Origin of the sequence: Devosia sp. FJ2-5-3, from assembly GCF_029201545.1 — a bacterium.
Classification (GTDB): domain Bacteria; phylum Pseudomonadota; class Alphaproteobacteria; order Rhizobiales; family Devosiaceae; genus Devosia.
This window is the reverse complement of the sequence record NZ_CP104007.1, coordinates 4,045,485-4,062,765: the sequence shown is the minus strand read 5'-3', so window position 1 is coordinate 4,062,765 and position 17,281 is coordinate 4,045,485. Positions and strand designations below refer to the sequence as shown.

The 17,281-nt window shown below is 63.1% G+C and carries 15 protein-coding genes; 10 read left to right on the top strand and 5 right to left on the bottom strand.

The genetic code is table 11. The annotated features are described in order from the left end of the window. The first annotated feature begins 370 nt into the window (after positions 1-370). The 10 genes from N0P34_RS19430 to N0P34_RS19385 all read left to right on the top strand — a co-directional run bounded on the left by N0P34_RS19430 (position 371) and on the right by N0P34_RS19385 (position 12,373). Positions 371-697 carry an STAS domain-containing protein gene (locus N0P34_RS19430; RefSeq protein WP_275604848.1) on the top strand — a complete coding sequence of 109 codons (327 nt, stop codon included), beginning with the start codon at positions 371-373 and terminating at the stop codon, positions 695-697. A 5-nt stretch (positions 698-702) separates the two neighbouring features. After that, the gene (locus N0P34_RS19425) at positions 703-1,071 is read left to right on the top strand and encodes a response regulator (protein WP_275604847.1); all 369 of its coding nucleotides are present in this window, start codon (positions 703-705) and stop codon (positions 1,069-1,071) included. Continuing rightward, positions 1,068-3,113: a chemotaxis protein CheA gene (locus N0P34_RS19420; RefSeq protein ID WP_275604846.1), complete on the top strand. Its 2,046-nt coding sequence runs from the start codon at positions 1,068-1,070 to the stop codon at positions 3,111-3,113. Before N0P34_RS19425 ends, N0P34_RS19420 begins: the two co-directional genes overlap by 4 nt. Beyond that, the gene (locus N0P34_RS19415; protein WP_275604845.1) at positions 3,110-3,622 is read left to right on the top strand and encodes a chemotaxis protein CheW; all 513 of its coding nucleotides are present in this window, start codon (positions 3,110-3,112) and stop codon (positions 3,620-3,622) included. The genes N0P34_RS19420 and N0P34_RS19415 overlap by 4 nt, the downstream gene beginning before the upstream one ends. Then, positions 3,619-5,706 (top strand): methyl-accepting chemotaxis protein, encoded by a 2,088-nt coding sequence (locus tag N0P34_RS19410; RefSeq protein WP_275604844.1) that lies wholly within the window; start codon positions 3,619-3,621, stop codon positions 5,704-5,706. Before N0P34_RS19415 ends, N0P34_RS19410 begins: the two co-directional genes overlap by 4 nt. A 95-nt stretch (positions 5,707-5,801) precedes the next feature. Then, positions 5,802-8,105, top strand: coding sequence for a methyl-accepting chemotaxis protein (locus N0P34_RS19405; RefSeq protein WP_275604843.1), 2,304 nt, complete (start codon positions 5,802-5,804; stop codon positions 8,103-8,105). 11 nt (positions 8,106-8,116) lie between these two features. Further along, positions 8,117-8,575, top strand: coding sequence for a chemotaxis protein CheW (locus N0P34_RS19400; RefSeq protein ID WP_275604842.1), 459 nt, complete (start codon positions 8,117-8,119; stop codon positions 8,573-8,575). A 59-nt stretch (positions 8,576-8,634) separates the two neighbouring features. After that, positions 8,635-9,501, top strand: coding sequence for a CheR family methyltransferase (locus N0P34_RS19395; RefSeq protein ID WP_275604841.1), 867 nt, complete (start codon positions 8,635-8,637; stop codon positions 9,499-9,501). Between the two features lie 8 nt (positions 9,502-9,509). After that, positions 9,510-10,643, top strand: a complete 1,134-nt coding sequence (locus N0P34_RS19390; RefSeq protein WP_275604840.1) for a chemotaxis response regulator protein-glutamate methylesterase — start codon at positions 9,510-9,512, stop codon at positions 10,641-10,643. Then, positions 10,640-12,373, top strand: coding sequence for a hypothetical protein (locus N0P34_RS19385; protein ID WP_275604839.1), 1,734 nt, complete (start codon positions 10,640-10,642; stop codon positions 12,371-12,373). The genes N0P34_RS19390 and N0P34_RS19385 overlap by 4 nt, the downstream gene beginning before the upstream one ends. Here N0P34_RS19385 and N0P34_RS19380 read toward each other — a convergent pair. From N0P34_RS19380 to N0P34_RS19360, 5 genes are all read right to left on the bottom strand, one after another. After that, positions 12,363-13,097 (bottom strand): fumarylacetoacetate hydrolase family protein, encoded by a 735-nt coding sequence (locus N0P34_RS19380; RefSeq protein ID WP_275604838.1) that lies wholly within the window; start codon positions 13,095-13,097, stop codon positions 12,363-12,365. The two genes, N0P34_RS19385 and N0P34_RS19380, sit on opposite strands and share 11 nt — an antisense overlap. A 1-nt stretch (position 13,098) precedes the next feature. After that, positions 13,099-13,881, bottom strand: coding sequence for a DeoR/GlpR family DNA-binding transcription regulator (locus N0P34_RS19375; RefSeq protein WP_275604837.1), 783 nt, complete (start codon positions 13,879-13,881; stop codon positions 13,099-13,101). Between the two features lie 65 nt (positions 13,882-13,946). After that, positions 13,947-15,380: a M81 family metallopeptidase gene (locus N0P34_RS19370; protein ID WP_275604836.1), complete on the bottom strand. Its 1,434-nt coding sequence runs from the start codon at positions 15,378-15,380 to the stop codon at positions 13,947-13,949. Between the two features lie 3 nt (positions 15,381-15,383). Then, on the bottom strand, positions 15,384-16,577 hold the full coding sequence (locus tag N0P34_RS19365; RefSeq protein WP_275604835.1) for an MFS transporter: 1,194 nt from the start codon (positions 16,575-16,577) through the stop codon (positions 15,384-15,386). Between the two features lie 71 nt (positions 16,578-16,648). Beyond that, entirely contained in the window at positions 16,649-17,137 is a 489-nt protein-coding gene (locus N0P34_RS19360) for a hypothetical protein (RefSeq protein ID WP_275604834.1), read from the bottom strand. Positions 17,138-17,281: the final 144 nt, after the last annotated feature.

Below are 17,281 nucleotides of genomic sequence, written 5' to 3'. Positions count from 1 at the left end.
AGCAATAACGGCGCTCTGCTACTGCTGAGTCGATTCTGAATCCAGTTGCGAGGATTCAAGAGCATTTGTCCCGGATCCACCATCGATTCTGAATCACGGCCCAAGAACTACTTTGATATATCAAAAGTAACTCTTGTATTTGATTTGACATTTTCTGCGACGATAGTGAACGCGTAACTATCGGTTAAGCCATCAGCGCATAAATTGGCAATGTGCCGGATGGGAATACGGCTCTCGACATATTCATTGAACTTAACAGACGGATAAAGAGCCGGCTGACGACTTCTTAGCGCCCCATCATTTCTCCCTCCGCCGTTCGGCAGAAAAGCAGAATGTTACCGTTATTTTACTTTTTCGTCCGGTCATTGCCATGACCGGCGCCAGTCCCTTCACGCTCGTCATTGCCGGCGACGCCACCGTCAAATCAGCCCAGGCCGTCGCCACGGCCCTCCGACAGGCGATAGACACCCATCCCCTTGTGCAGGTGGACACCCAGACCGTTACGGCTGCCGATGTCACCACGGTACAGACCTTGCTCGCCGGCCTTGCCAAGGCCACGGCGGAAGGCAGGGCGCTGAGCATGCTCTCCCCACTCGGAGAGCCCTTGCGCCAGGTACTGCAGGGCGGTGGCTTTGTGGGAGAGGGCCCTTCGGCGGGGTTCTGGGACACTCAAACTCTTCAGACAAGCGGAACCTGAGCGGTATGACCAAGACCATTCTGACTATCGACGATTCAGCATCCATCCGGCAGATGGTGGCCATGACGCTGACGGCTGCGGGCCTTGACGTAATCGAGGCCGTCAACGGCCAGGACGGCTACGACAAGGCAACGACCAATACCGTTCATGCGGTCATCACCGACCTCAACATGCCCGTCCTCAACGGCATCGAGTTCATCCGCAAATATCGCCAGCATCCCTCCAGCAAGGGCATCCCGATCATCCTTCTGACCACCGAGTCCGATGAGGACCTCAAGCGTCAGGCCAAGGAAGCGGGCGCCACCGGCTGGATCGTCAAGCCGTTCAAGCAGGACCAGCTTCTGGCCGTCATCAAGAAGGTCACCGGAGCATGAACATCTCCGACCCGACCGAGACCTTCCGCCAGGAGGCGCGCGAGCTGCTCGACCAGCTCGAGGCGGGCCTGCTGGATCTGGATCAGGACCCCGGCAATCACGACCTGGTCAATTCCACCTTTCGGGCCCTCCATACCATCAAGGGCTCGGGGGCGATGTTCGGCTTTACGGCGGTCGCCGAATTCGTCCACGAATTCGAGACGGCCTTCGACCGTGTGCGCAAGGGGCAGAGCCAGGTCAACGCGGCGCTGATCGGCGTCGCGCTCGACGCCAAGGACCACATCCATCTGCTCATCGAAACGCCGGACGCTCCCATTGACGGTGGAGCGCGCATTCTCGCCGAGTTGCGCGCCATCGTCGACGGCGATGCGTTCCCGTCCGCGCCCGCCGTCAAGGCGGAGCTGAACCAGGCTGCCGCGCAGGCCCAGCCCAGTGCCGCACCGGCGCGCTGGCGCCTCCGCTTCTACCTGCCCGGCGACGCGCTGCTCTACGGCACCAATCCGCTCCTGCTCCTTGAGGAGCTGGCCGCGATCGGGCCGAGCGAGATCACTCCACTGACCGACCGCATTCCCCTTCTCGACACTCTCGAGCCGGAGAACGCCTATATTGGCTGGCAGGTCGATATGACGGCCACCGATCCGGCCGCCGCGATCGACGATGTCTTCCTGTTCCTGCGCGACAATATGGAGCTCACGCTCGAACCTCTGGAAGACCAGGCGCCGAGCGCACCGATTTCACCTGAGATCGCTGCAGATGCTAACAGTCTGCTAACCAATTCGGCCCCTGCGCTACTCGCCGCCGCGCCTCCTGCGCCCAAGCGCGGCAAGGCCGCCGAGAAGGGCGGAGACGACAAGCCGGCCGCCACATCCCTGCGCGTTCCCGCCGAACGTCTGGACGAATTGATGGACCGGGTGGGCGAACTTGTCATCGCCCAGGCCCGCCTCACCCAGATCGCCGCCCAGAGCGCCGACATCAATCTAAAAACCATCGCCGAAGAGCTGGAACGCCTGTCTTCCGGGCTTCGCGACACCACGATGGGCATCCGCATGGTGCCGATCGGCACCTTGTTCAGCCGCTTCCGGCGTCTCGTCCACGACCTCTCCGGAGAGCTGGGCAAGCCCATCGAATTCATCACCACCGGAGAAGAGACCGAGCTCGACAAGACCATGATCGAGCGCCTCGCGGACCCCCTGGTCCACCTCATCCGCAATGCCGTCGACCATGGCCTGGAAGGCCCGGAAAAGCGCCTTGCCGCGGGCAAATCGGCCCAGGGAACGGTCCGGCTGTCGGCGGTTTATTCGGGCGCCGAAGTGGCCATCTCGGTGTCCGATGACGGCGCCGGCCTCAACGCCGCCCGCATCCGCGCCAAGGCCGAGGAAAACGGCATTATCGCGCCGGATGCCAAGCTGACCGACCAGGAACTCTACCATCTCATCTTCGCCCCTGGCTTCTCGACCGCCGGCGAGGTCACCGCGCTATCGGGTCGCGGCGTGGGCATGGACGTGGTCAAGCGGACCATTGATGGCCTGCGTGGCACCATCGACCTGACCACCCGGCCGGGAGAGGGCTCGACCCTCACCCTGCGCCTGCCGCTGACGCTGGCCATCATCGATGGCATGCTCGTCCGAGTGGGAGATGGCCGCTACACCATCCCGCTCGCGGCGGTGGAGGAATGCGTCGAACTGCCCGAAGGCATCGAGGCCCATGCCAAGGGCCGCAACTTCCTCGATATCCGGGGCAGCCTCGTGCCGTATCTGCGCCTGCGCGAAGTCTTCGGCCTCAGGGGTGAGGCCGACGAGCACCAGAAGGTGGTTATCGTCTCCTCCGGCGAAGGCCGCGTTGGGCTCGTCGTCGATCAGATCATCGGCAACAACCAGACCGTCATCAAGCAGCTCTCCAAGCTCCATTCGGGCATCAAGTCCTTCTCCGGGGCCACAATTCTGGGGGATGGAACGGTCGCTCTCATCCTCGATACCGCCCACCTCGTTGGCTCGGGGCAAAGCTATATCGAGCACAACCAATCCGTGGGGAGGGCCGCATGAGCGCGCTGGAAAAGAGCGAACTGACGGGGTCCATGACCGCCCTCACCATCCGTCTCGAAGACGAATTGTTTGCGGTGGAAGCCAGCCGGGTACGCGAGATTCTCGATCTTGTGCCCATTACGGAAGTGCCCAACTCCCCCTCGTTCGTGGGTGGGCTGATCAATGTGCGCGGCCGCGTCGTGCCCCTGGCCGACCTTCGCGTGATGTTCGGCATGCATCGGCCGGAGCCGGATGAAGACACGCGCATCGTCGTCATGGAAGTCGACATCGACGGCGAACCGACCATAGCCGGCATCCTTGCCGACAAGGTCCACGACGTCACCGATATCGAGGCAGCGTCCATCGAGGAGGCGCCCAAGGTCGGCATGCGCTGGCGGCCCGAATACGTCAAGGGCATCGGCAAGCGGAATGGCGGCTTCATCATCATTCCCGACATGGAACGAATTTTCGAAACATCGGCGGGCAGGAGCCCAGCCGCAGCAGCATCAGAAGAAGGGTCTGCATTGTGAGATTGACTATTAAGACGAAACTGGCGGCGACCTTCAGTGCGGTCGTCCTGCTTTCGGGCGTCAGCATGTTCGTTGCCATCACCAATTTCGGCACGATGAAGTCGACACTCGACGATATCATCGATCTCGATTTTGCCGGTGCGACGGCCGCCAATGAGCTGCAGGAACGCGTCACCCGTATCGGCCGTGACCAGCGCTCGCTCGTACTTGCAGACGACGTGCCGGAAATGCAATCGCTCCTGGCAGCGCTCGATGCGGAAATGGCCGGGTTCGAGGCCGGCGTTCAGACGCTTCTCGACCTGGCAGAGACTGACGCCGAAGATGCGCAGATCAATGCCATGATGCCGGCCTGGCAGGCCTATAAGGCCGCCGATGCCGATCTGCGCACCTTCGCCCTAATGAACTCCGGCACAATCGCGCGCGAACTGGCCCAGTCCGAACTTGCAGCAGCCTATTCCGACGTCGATGCGTCAATGGATGTGCTGGAAGCCAGCCTTGCGGGCAATGTCGCCTCGGGTGCCACGGCAGAGTTCTCGCGCTACCAGGCGTTGAGCGCCCTCGATACCGCGGTTGCCGAATACGAGATGGACCTTCTCCAGGTCCTCGCCACTTCCGATGACAGTGCCACGCAGGTCCAGTATGGCGACCTCTTGGCCGAGCGTCGGGCCGAATTGCAGTCCAATGTCAACGCCTTGGGCCGCCAGCTGTCTGGTCAGGATCGCGCCCAATTCGATAGCCTTGCCGATGATATCGTCAAATGGCTCGAGGTTTCAGGTCAGGTCGCCACCGTGTCGCTCGAAAATGGCGATACGATGGCGCGCGACCTGCTGAACGGTCGGATCAAGGAGACCCGAGACCAGCTTATCGCTGGCCTCGATGAGGTCATCGCTTCCAACATTGCTTCCGTGGCGGCATCGGATGCGGCAGCAGACACGCTTTATGAACAGTCGCTGGCGCTGCTCATCGGCCTGCTTGTGATCTCGGTGCTGATCGCCGCTATCGCGGCGACATGGATTGTCGTTACCATCTCCCGCGCCTTGTCGAGTGCAGTTCACCTCGCCAACGAAGTTGCTGCCGGCGATCTCAATGCCACGGTCCAGGTCAAGGGTGACGACGAGGTCGGTGACCTCATCAAGGCCCTCAATTCGATGACCTCCAAGCTGCGCGAAGTGGTTGCGGAAGTGACTGCGGCTACCAGGAACGTGGCCGCCGGAAGCCAGGAAATGTCTGCCACGGCTGAACAGCTGAGCCAGGGTGCGACAGAGCAGGCCTCCTCGACCGAAGAGGCTTCGGCCTCGATGGAAGAAATGGCCGCGACCATCAAGCAGTCCGCCGACAACGCTACCCAGACTGAAAAGATTGCCCGTCAATCCGCTGCCGATGCGATCGCCTCCGGCGATGCCGTGAACAACGCCGTCGTCGCCATGCAGACCATCGCCGAAAAGATCATGGTGGTGCAGGAAATCGCCCGCCAGACCGATCTCCTCGCACTCAACGCGGCCGTCGAAGCGGCACGTGCCGGTGAACATGGTCGCGGCTTTGCCGTGGTGGCTTCCGAAGTGCGCAAGCTAGCCGAGCGCAGCCAGGCTGCCGCCGCCGAGATCTCGACGCTCTCCGGCACCACGGTCAAGGCCGCACAATCGGCAGGGGACATGCTGTCCAAGCTGGTCCCGGACATTCAGCGGACGGCCGAACTGGTCGAAGAAATTTCCGCAGGCAGTCGCGAGCAGAATGCCGGAGCCGCCCAGATCAACACTGCCATCCAGCAGCTCGACAAGGTCACCCAGCAGAATACGTCAGCAGCCGAAGAAATGTCGTCCACGGCCGAGGAACTGGCCAGCCAGGCCGAACAATTGCAGTCCGCGATCAGCTATTTCCGGCTGAACGCCAAGAATGTCGCCGCTTTGGCCCCGCCTCGGGCTCCAGCCCGCAGCGCCAAGCGCGATCTGCGCGCCGCCGTCCTGGCCAGTGCACCGCACATGAAGGGACAGCCGGCCCCCCGGAGCCAGGGTGGGTTCGACCTCGACCTCGACAGCGGGGCAGATGATCTCGACGGCGAATTTTCGCGCCGCGGCGCTGCCTGATCGAAGAACGCTGGCGCCGCGGGTCATTGCGGCGCCACCAATTAGTAGACGGCGCTCGGCGCGCCACACTTTCTGCCTAGGGGGCACTTACTTTCATGCGTATCACTATCAAGGCCAAGCTGGCGGCTACCTTTGCGACAGTTGTTGCATTGTCGGCCGGCAGCATGCTGATTGCCATTCAGAATCTCGGCAATCTCAACGACTCTCTGAACAACATCGTCAACGTGCGCACCGCCAACGCCCTGACGATTATGGAAATCCAGGGCAGCCTCGAGAGCATGGGGTCGCGGACCCGGGCACTGGTGCTGACCAGCGATGCAGCGGAAGCGCAGGGAATGGTGGCCTCCATTCAGGAGGATGTCGACGAGGTGAACACTTCACTCGTACGGCTCCGCGCCAATGCCGATCCCAGCAATTACGGCACGATCGACTCTTTCGAGAAAGAATTCAACGAGTTCCACGATGCTGCAAAGCTCGCCGAGCAGCATGGCCTGATCAAGAGCGACGTCCTGGCGCTGGCGATCAGCCGAAGCGAAGGAAGCGAGACGCTTGGTCGGGTTGAGGAGACCATGACTGCGCTCAAATCGGCCCTGGCCACCAAGGTCGAGGCGGGAGACATCTCGGCGTTCCCGGCCTATCAGCGCGCCACGGACATGTTCCTGACCATGTCCGACATGTTCCGCCAGCAGCGAAACGTGTTGCTCGCCTCCATGGACACCGAATTGCAGGATCGCTGGCATGCCGACTATCAGTCCGGCCTGGAAGCCATCAGCACAAGCCTGCCGATCCTTCGCCGCGCCATTCCTGCGTCGGAAGCTGCCCTCTTTGCTGCCGTGGAATCGGCTTATGGCGACATGGTCGTCGCCATGGACAAAGCTGTGGCGATGAGCATGAGCCGCGCCGACCTGGCTGCCGCAGACGCTGCGAACCTCGGCGCTGTGCTGGCGGGTGAAGCCAACACCGTGCTTGACGGCATGATCGAGACCACGCGCAGCATGCTGGCAAAGTCGGCTGAAGACGCATCGAGCCTCTACCAGAACAGCCTGATGATGCTGATCGGCCTGTTGGTCGGTTCGGCGATTGTCGCAGCGCTTGCCGCAATCTTTATCGTTGTCGGCATCAGTGGCGGCCTCAATCGCGTCAAGACGGCGCTCACTGCCGTCGCCCTCGGCGATCTCGACCAGCGCGTCGAGGTCAAGAGCAATGACGAGATCAAGGATCTCGTCGATACGGTGAACAACGTCACGGAGAGCCTGCGCGGCGTTGCTGCCATCGCAAGCCAGGTTGCCGACGGCGATCTTTCTGCAGAGCCCAAGAAGGCCTCCGACAAGGACGTCATTGGCGATGCCCTGCAGCGCATGGTTGCAAGCCTCAGCGGTTCTGCCGCGATTGCCGAAAAGATCGCCTCCGGCGATTTGACCGTCGAGCCCAAGCGTCTGTCCGACAAGGATACTCTCGGCGTTGCGCTCGAGCGCATGGTGTTCAAGCTGCGCGAGGTCATCTCGGACGCCATTTCGTCGGCCAACAATGTGTCGGCCGGCGCTCAGGAAATGTCCGCCACCGCTGAACAGCTGAGCCAGGGTGCGACCGAACAGGCCTCGTCCACCGAAGAGGCCTCGGCCTCGATGGAAGAAATGGCTGCGACCATCAAGCAGTCCGCCGACAATGCCAACCAGACCGAAAAGATCGCTCGCCAGTCCGCTGCCGACGCCATCGCCTCGGGCCAGGCGGTCAACAGTGCCGTTTCCGCAATGGAGACGATCGCCGAAAAGATCATGGTCGTGCAGGAAATCGCTCGCCAGACCGATCTCCTGGCGCTCAACGCAGCCGTCGAAGCGGCCCGCGCGGGCGAGCATGGCCGGGGCTTTGCAGTGGTCGCGTCCGAAGTGCGCAAGCTTGCAGAACGCAGCCAGGCCGCTGCCGCAGAGATCTCCACCCTGTCCGGTACGACCGTCAAGGCTGCCCAGTCCGCCGGCGAAATGCTGGGCAAGCTGGTTCCCGACATCCAGCGCACAGCTGAACTGGTGGGAGAGATCTCCGCCGGCAGCCGCGAGCAGAATGCCGGTGCCGCACAGATCAACACCGCCATCCAGCAGCTCGACAAGGTGACCCAGCAAAACACCTCCGCCGCCGAGGAAATGTCCTCCACGGCTGAGGAACTGGCGAGCCAGTCCGAGCAATTGCAGAGCGCGATCAGCTATTTCCGCCTGGCCGGTGTTTCGGTTTCGACCCATGCGGCAAAGCCGGCCAAGCGGGATGTTCGGTCCGCCCTGTTGGCAGCGGCGCCCCATATGCGCAAGCCGGCCGGCAAGGCCACTGGGGGCGCGGGCGGATTCGACCTCGCCCTCGACGATGCCACGGACGAGATCGACGAAGGCTTCAGCCGCAGCGTTGCGTAGCGAGACAAGACATGCCTGATCAAAACCAATATGTGACCCTGGGAGTGGCGGATGAAAAATTCGCTGCGCCCGTCACCAAGGTCCAGGAAATCCTGGACATGCGCACCATCTCGCGCCTGCCGCGGGCGCCCGCGAATTTTCTCGGCATTATCGATGTGCGGGGGCAGGGCGTGCCGGTGATCGATCTGCGTCGGACCCTTGACATGGAGCCGGCTCCGGACACGGAGAACACGCGGATCGTCGTGCTGGCCATCAACGGGCCGACCGGCCCGGTGACGCTGGGCCTCAAGGCCGACCGCGTGTTCGAGGTGACAGTGCTCGACAGCGATCAGCTCGATCCTCCGCCGGCGGTGAACGCCGCCTGGGATGGGCATTGCATCGAGGGTATCGGCAGGAGGAATGGCGAGTTCGTGACGGTTCTCGACCTCGACCGTCTCCTCGGCGCCGAAGCCGTTCTTTCAGCCGCCTGACTTCAACAGGCCCGCGCCACGGCGCGGACCTTCTTCCCGCGGAGGCCATCTTGGGCCAAATGTCGACTGCGCGTCTCGTCCAGGCGGATGAAGACCATCTCAGCCATGCCGATTTCGGCAAAATCGCCACCCTGATCGGCAAGGAGGTGGGGATCCGTCTGCCGCCTGCCAAACGCATGATGGTGGAGGGGCGGTTGCGTCGCCGTCTGCGCGCACTGAGCCTGCCCAGTTTCGACGCCTATTGCGACTATGTGTTTCGCAAGGGCGGACTGGATCAGGAACTTGTCTACCTCATCAACGTGGTCACGACCAACAAGACCGATTTTTTCCGCGAGCCGGAACATTTCGACCTGATGCAGTCTGCCCTCGTGCCCAACCTGCTCCAGGCTCGGGGCGGTGAGCGTCGGCCCCTGCTCAAGGTGTGGAGCGCCGCCGCCTCAACCGGTGCAGAAGCCTACACCATTGCGATGGTGCTCGCGGACATGACGCGGCAGCAGGATAATTTCCGGTTTTCCATTCTGGGCACGGACGTGTCGACCGATGTCCTCGCCCAGGGCAGCCGTGGCATTTATCCGGCCGAACAGATCGCGCCGGTGCCGCCCGACATGCAGTCGCGCTACCTCATGTGGTCGCGCAAGGGCGGGCCGCGTACCGAGGTTCGCATCGTCCCTGAACTGCGCCGTCTTGTGCGCTTCCAGCGGCTCAACCTCATGGACAGCGCCTATCCCTATGACCGGGACGTCGACATCATCTTCCTGCGCAATGTGCTGATCTATTTCGACAAGGCCGACCAGGCCGCTGTCATCGGGCGGCTCGTCGCGCATTTGCGGCCCGGCGGTTATCTACTTCTTGGTCATTCCGAGTCCATGATCGGCACCACCATTCCCGTACGCCAGGTTGCTCCTGCCGTATTCCAGCGCCTGTGAGTTTGCGGATGCCTGCCTCCGGTTCGAACAAGATCCGTGTCCTCATCGTTGATGACAGCGCCTCGGTGCGCACCACACTGAGCGAAATCATCGCTGCCGACCCAGACCTCGAAGTCATGGCGACGGCGGCCGACCCCTATGTGGCGGTCGAGCGCATTCGCCAGGAGGTGCCGGACGTCATCTTCCTCGACATCGAACTGCCGCGCATGGACGGCATTACCTTCCTCAAGAAGATCATGGCCCAGAAGCCGATTCCGGTCGTGATCTGTTCGAGCCTGGCACAGGCCGGTTCGGACACGCTGATGCAGGCCCTCGAGGCCGGAGCCGTGGACGTTGTCGCCAAGCCGCGCGTCGACACGGCCCAGTTCCTCCAGGAATCACGGATGCGCATCTGTGACGCCGCCAAGGCGGCCGCGCATGCCAAACTGCGTGGTCTGCGCAAGACGGCACCGGCGCTGACCGTCGAGGCCAAGCTGACCGCCGACGCGATTATTCCGCCATTTTCAGATTCGCGTCGCGAGAGCATGATTGCCCGCATGCCGGTCACCGATCCGCTGATCGCCATCGGGGCGTCGACGGGGGGAACCGAAGCCCTCCGCGAAGTGCTCGTGGCCCTCCCTCCCGATTGCCCGCCCATCCTGATCGTGCAGCACATGCCTGAAAAATTCACCGGAGCGTTTGCGCGCCGCCTCAACGCGGCCTGCGCCGTCGAAGTCAAAGAGGCCGAAGACGGCGATATCGTTGTCGCCGGCCGCGTGCTGATCGCGCCGGGCAATGTGCATATGCAGCTGGTCCGGAACGGCTCGCGCTACACCACCAAGATCGTCGAAGGCCCCCACATTTCGCGCCACCGACCCTCCGTCGACATTCTCTTCCGTTCCACCGCCCAAAGCGCCGGGCGCAATGCGATGGGAATGCTGCTGACCGGCATGGGTGACGATGGCGCCCGAGGGCTTTTGGAAATGCGCCAGATGGGCAGCCACACCGTAGCCCAGGACGAAGAGTCTTCGGTTGTCTTCGGCATGCCCAAGGAAGCCATCCAGCGCGGCGCCGCCGCTCGCGTCCTGCCGCTGACCAAGATGGCCGCAGAAATCAACGCCTTTTCCCGCAACGCGCCACGCCCAACCGGAGCCAGCGAATGACCCGGCTGCCTGCCCCTGATCACGTTCGTTCGCTTGCCGAGGCGCTTACTCAGCCCCGCCAGCAGATCGAATCCGCTTTTGTTTCCGTCGGCGCCCGCCTGACCGATGGCGCCACCATGCTGAACAAGCTGATCCGCCTGTTCGAAGCCCTCCCGAACGCGCTTGAGGGTGCGGAAGTCGAGGAGGCCACAGCCCAGCTTCGGGCGGTGGCGGACAAGGCGCGCGAGCTCTCCGAGAATTTCGTCCAGGAGAAAGCCGACCTGGCCCGGCTCGTCGAAGTGGTGGCTGCTGCAAAATCGCCTATTGGCGATCTCCGCCGCGCGGTCAAGATGATGGGCATTGTCTCGATCAATGCACGCGTCACCGCCGCCGGGATCGTTGGCGACAGCGATGATTTCGAAGTCTTCACCACCGACATCTCGACCCTGTCCTCGACAGCCAGCCAGACCATCCTGGAATTCTCGCAGGTCTACCGGCAGCTTACCGCCGAGGTTGACAAGGCGGCCAGCCAGCGCGCGCGTTTCGAGGAGAGCCATGCCCATACATTGACCGCCCTGGCCCGTAGCCTGGAGGGCACGCTCGAGGCCCTTGGCGGCCAGCGACAGGCGGCAGCGGCAGGCAGCGCCGATACCAGCCGCGTGTCACGCCAGATCGTCGGGCGGATCGGCAGCGCGGTGATGTCCCTGCAGGTTGGCGATTCCACGCGTCAGCGGCTCGAACATGTCGAGGCAGCCCTTGATGGTCTGGAGGCTTTGCTCTCCGGCAGGGCGGTGGGCAATATTGCCATCGCAGAGGACGATCGGGCAGACGCGGTCGCTGCATTCGCGACCCTCGAGCAGGCGCAGCTGACGGGCGCCGCAACCGATTTCGCCCAGGAGGTCCAGCAGGCCGAACAGGCGCTCGACGCGCTTGCCAGCGATGCAGCGATCATCATGGACCGTAGCCGGGACCTGTATGGCAGCGACAAGGGCAGCACATCTGCGATGGCCGCGCTGAATGCCCAATTGCGGACGGCCTCCGCAATCCTGCGCGATTGCGAAATCGAGCGATCCAAGCTCGAAACCGTGGCGACCGCCGTCCACGATACTGTCGGCGTGCTGCTGGGGCACGTCGCCGCGGTCCAGGACATCGAGGCAAACATGCGTCTCGTCAGCCTCAACGCAGCCGTCCGATGCGCCCAGCTGGGGCCTCGCGGGGCATCCCTGACCGTCATTGCGACCCAATTGCGGGAGCTGACCAGCGAAACCGTGGTTGCAGCGGAAGCGGCAATGACCCAACTCGACCAGTCATCGGAACTGGCGAAGGCCTTTGGCGCTGCGGCAACGGGCGACAATGCCGGCCAGATTGGCCGCCTTGAGCAGCAGGCAAGTCATGCTCTGACCCTGCTCACCGCGCTCGACGACCGCCTCGCAGAGGCGCTTGGCAGCCTCAATTCGGACGGGCCCAAGGTGATCAAGCTCCTGCAGGCGGCAGCGTCCGGCATGCAGGGCCAGACCGCTCTTGCCGAAGTGATGCAGGATATCGCTCTGCAGATCGCGGCGATGTCGGACAGCGCACAACCGGAAAATCCCGGTGCGGCCCTCGCCGAGGTGCTCGATGTCCTGCGCAAGAGCTATACAATGGAGGCGGAGCGCACCATCCATTCACGCCTCTGGGGAGCGCCCACCCCCGCATCATCGCCTGTGGCAGATGCGGAGATGGAGTTCGACATGGTCGACTTTATGCTTTGAGGCGCGCGCTGACGCGCCCCCACGCACCCAGGGTGCCGGCGATCTCGGCGGCACCGGCAAGCGGAGCAAGCACGCGCGCGCCCGTGATGATCACTTGTCCCGCGCTGAGCGGCAGGCCGCGCGCGGCTGCATGCTGAGCAAGCCAGCCCAGGGCAGCGACCACATCGGTCCAGCTGGCCCCGGTGTCGGCCGTCTTGACGGTGCTGCCGTCTGTATCGAGACCCACCTTGAGGGTAGTGAGATTGTCGAGGATCGAGCGGTCGAGCGCCGGCCCCACCACAATGGCTCCGTTGCTCTGCAAGTCGCCCAAGAGAAGGTTGCGCGCCATGGCGTCGCGATCCACGAAGGGATTGGCGATGAATTCGAGCACCGGATGCAGGCTCGCGATTGCCTGTTCGACTGCAACGCCCGGCGTCAGATCCGCGCCCAGCTTCACGGCGAACTCTACCTCGGCAATGATCAGCCGGTGGTGGCCGGCATCGAGCTCGGCGCCTTCATCATAATAGCGGCTGGCCGGGACCGGGGCACAGAGCGGCTCCCCTTCTCCACCGGCCATGATCTTCCATCCGCCAATTTCACCCGCATGAGCGATGACGCGGTCCTGGAGTGCATAGACTTCTTCCAGCGAGGTCGGGACCAGTTCGGGCGCCACCGTGCCCACGGGCTCGCCGCCCTCATGTGCAGCAATCAGGCGCCGGGCGAGATCGTCTTGGGCAGAATTCATTCTAGTTCTCCGTAGGCGGCGGGGCGCCGGTTTCGATCAGTCTGATGTCGTTCTCGGCGCAGATGCGCCGGATCGAATCGTGAGGGCAGTAGTCGGTGATGAAGCTGTGGGCCTGGGAAAGATGGCCGATCCGTACTGGGGCGGTTCGCGTGAACTTGGTGGCGTCCGAGACGAGGATGACATGCCTTGCATTGGCTATGATTGCCTGGGCCACTTTGACCTCGCGATAATCGAAGTCCAGCAGCGCCCCATCGGCGTCGATTGCGGAAACCCCGATCACGGCAAAGTCCACCTTGAACTGGCGGATAAAGTCGACCGCGGCCTCGCCGACAATGCCGCCATCGGAAGGGCGCACCACCCCACCGGCAATCACCACTTCAATTCCCGGGGCGAGGCGCAGGCGATTGGCAACGTTGATATTGTTGGTGATGACCATCAGCCCGTGATGGGTGCTGAGAGCTTGGCTGACCGCCTCGGTGGTGGTGCCGATATTGATGAAGAGAGAGGCATCGTCCGGGATGATCTGCGCAGCGGCGCGGCCTATGGCCTGCTTTTCTGTGGTGGCGATCTGCCGGCGCGCTTCATATTCCATGTTCTCAACGCCCGAGGGGTGGATGGCGCCGCCATGGGTCCGCTTGAGGACGCCGCGACGGCAGAGGACGTTGAGATCCTTGCGCACGGTTTGTGCCGTGACGCCGAACAGCGCCACCAATTGCTCGACGCTGACCCCACCCTTTTGCCGGGCGAGCTCGACGATCTGAGCCTGACGCATGGAGGTGGTCATGGGGAGCCTTCGCTATCCTGTCGTGATTAGCGAAAGCGCAAGGTTGGGGCAAGCACTTGCCGGCGCTAGGGGAAGCGGGCAGACCGGTGGGGCCGGGGCGTATAGTCGAAATCCCGATCGAACGGGAAGCTGGGCTGCGGTGTGTGTAGCCGCTCTGTGCGTTCGACGAATTGATCGACGACCCCGGGCGACAGCGCTATCAGGCCCGGATTGGCGATGGGCCCGAGTTCGGGCGAGAGATAGCCGGATTTGACGGCGATGATCCTGGCCCCATGGGGATCGAGTCCGAGCCGGGTGAAATCGGCGATATTGTGAAAGGGCCGTCGCCGAGTTGTGACCACGAGGTCGATCCCGCCAATCCGCAGCACGGCTTCGCGGAGGCGCGTGTCTTCTGTCGGGAGCAGACAGGCCACTTTGGCATCCACGCCTGCCGGCTGGCTTGATGGATCGAGGCTGGCGCCGATTTTGAGGCTCAACTGTCCGCCCAAGCCTGCTGCATAGGCCGCCTCCGTCGCAGCTGCATCGGCAATGCCGGCAAAGATCGTCTCTTTTGCGCCCGCATCGATAAGGGCGCTGAGCATTTCCGCCCGGTCTCCGACGCCACCGCCGGTGGGGTTGTCGCCCGATTCGGCCAGCACGACCGGCCTCGTCTGGCTCGCCACCGCCCGAGCCACGCACTCTTTTATCGATCCGGTTTCCATGCCGAAGACGAATTGGTCGCGCAGATCCCAATAGTGCTGTGCAAGCCGGACTGACGCCCTTTCCATCGCCACCCTGTCAGTGCCGGTGATGACTGCGCAGGCCGTGGCGCGCGGCTCGTCGGCCCAGACATATCCCACCTGAAACGAGGCATCCCAGATGCCTGAAGGCTCCTCGACTTGGTGGAGTTGCGCGTAAAAACTGCGGGCCGGCTCGTCCTGGGTCGAGGTGCGCTCGCCCGGCAGCAAGACCGGCACCGGGGCCCAGATGAGACCGGGTCGCACGCCGGTCGAGATCGCCCGGACCAGCATGGTCACGGCCCGGCGCATCGTGTCCGGCACGTCGATATGCGGGGCGGTACGATAGGTGGAGAAAATGTCGAGATTATCGATGATCCGCTGGCTGACATTGCCGTGCAGGTCGTAGCTCGCGGCGATGATGGCATCCGGTCCGACAACTTCCCGAACCGCCGAAATCAAATCACCCTCGGCGTCGAACATGCCGTCGACGAACATGGCGCCGTGGAGGGCCAGATAAACCCCGTCCAGGGGCATGGCGGCCCTCAGCCCTTTGAGGATTTCGCCCTTCCAGCGCTGGTAGAGAGTCCGCTCCACCGGCCCACCGGCAATTGCGCGCGCATGCAGTATGGTGACGAAGTCGGCGGGGAAATGGGTGAGAAAGTCGAAATAGCCGTCCTTGAGCATGGAGGGGCCGCGCAGCACGCGAAAATCGGCTTCGCGCGCGAGCACCGGATTATAGGTGCTGCATTCTGTGTGCAGGCCGGCGACGGCAATGCGCATGGATCACGCTCCCAATGTCTGGGCGGTTGAGATGGCTGAGGAAGGCGCGGCACGCGGCCTGAGGCGGCCGGCAAGGAGCAGGCTGACGATCAGGACGGGGATGACGCAGGCAATGCCGGCGCGAATGTCGAAATGTTCGGCGATGAACCCGATCATTGGCGGTCCCACGAGGAAGCCTGTGAGGGCTACAAAGGACAATACGGCGACATTGGCCGAAGCGGCGCGGTCTCCGAGGCTTGCCGCGGCGGTGACGGCCAGTGGAAAGCCGACGGAAACACCGATCCCGAGAATGCCAAATCCAGTCAGCGCAAGGGCGAAGTTCGGCGCCATGTAGATGGCCACGCTGCCGAGGACGGCCAGCGCGCCGCAGAGCCTGGCCGTGTTGATCGCGCCGAGGCGGCGCTTGAGGTGGTCGCCGCCGAAGCGGCCCGCTGCCACGAACATGGCAAATACCGAATATCCGAGCCCGACCGCGCCGGCCTCTGCACCCACGGCATCGCGGAGGAAAATGGCCGACCAATCGGCCATGGCGCCCTCTGTCATGGCGATGCCGAAGACAAAGGCGCAGATGCCGATCAGCGGCCAGCTTGGCATGGACCAGGCCGATTTGCTTGATGGCGCGGATGCCGGGGCATCCCAGAGAGCGGGCAATGCCTTGCCCGTGCCCAGGGCTATGGGCAGAACCGCCAGGCTGATCAGCGGGATTGCAAGGTTCGGCGGGAGGCCAAAGCCGGCCAATGCGGATCCGATGAGGCTGCCCGCCATGATGCCGAGTGACCAGCAGCCATGGGAGGTGTTCATGATCAGCGAGCCGGTGGATTTTTCCACGAGGTCGGCCTGCACGTTCAGGCCGAGTTCGACAAAAGAGATGGAAGACCCCGCCAGGACCAGTGCCACGAACAGCCAGAACGCGTCCGGGGCGAGCGCCGGCAGGCACACCGCGATGGAATAGAACACAAAACCGGCAATGATCGCGGCTCGACCGCCAATCCGCCCGACAAGCGGACCGGCGAAAGGCAAAGTGAGAAGCGTGCCGACCGGCATGCCCAGAAGGGCTACAGCCAGTGCGGCGGGGCCTAGCCCGAGGCCGGCCTGAATTTCAGGAATGCGCGGCAACCACGAGCCAAAGGCAATCGGCTGGAGGAAGAACGCCAGCATGGTCAGTCGCTGCGGATCGAGGCGGGGAACGGCGGCCATTCGTGCAATTCCGGAATGCTGGCCGTTGTCCGGCGCCCAATCGGAGCGCCGGACGCGGGCGGGATTGGGTCCTAGAGGGTCCCGCCCATGGGGTAGGGCAGGTAACCGACAAAGCCGGTGAGCTTCCAGGCGCCCTCGACCTTGCGGCAAAAATAGATGGTCTGCCAGTTGAGGACGTCTTTGCCGCCATCGGTGCGGCGGATTTCGCCGTCGAACTTCTTGTGGGCCACGGCACGATCACCTTTGATCTCGATCTCGGTGAGACTGGTGGCGCGATGAATACCCGCTTCCTGGTCCTCGGCATATTGCACGGACTGGCCCTCGCGCGCCTGGCGCAACCATTCGTCGCGATAGGCTTCAAGGGTCGGATAGCTGATGGTCCAGCCGTCGGGATTACCCTTCTTATTCCCATCAATGCCCATGAAATCATCGGCGAGGAAGTCGCCTTCCACCATCGACCAGTCGGCGGCGATATAGGCGGCGATGTCGCGGGGGACCAGCATCGTCCAGATGGCTGAACGGTCGGCATCGTCAGGGAAAGGGTTTGTAGACAGGCTCATCTTGCTCCCTCGACATGGCGGCACGGCTCTGTCCGCAATGTATCAAATTTTCAGCACACCCATGTTTGAGCCCCATTCTGAAAAAGGCCACATGGATACCAATTGCGCTAGGTTGCTTTAAGGCTCGCCGCTTGTCCAGAGCAA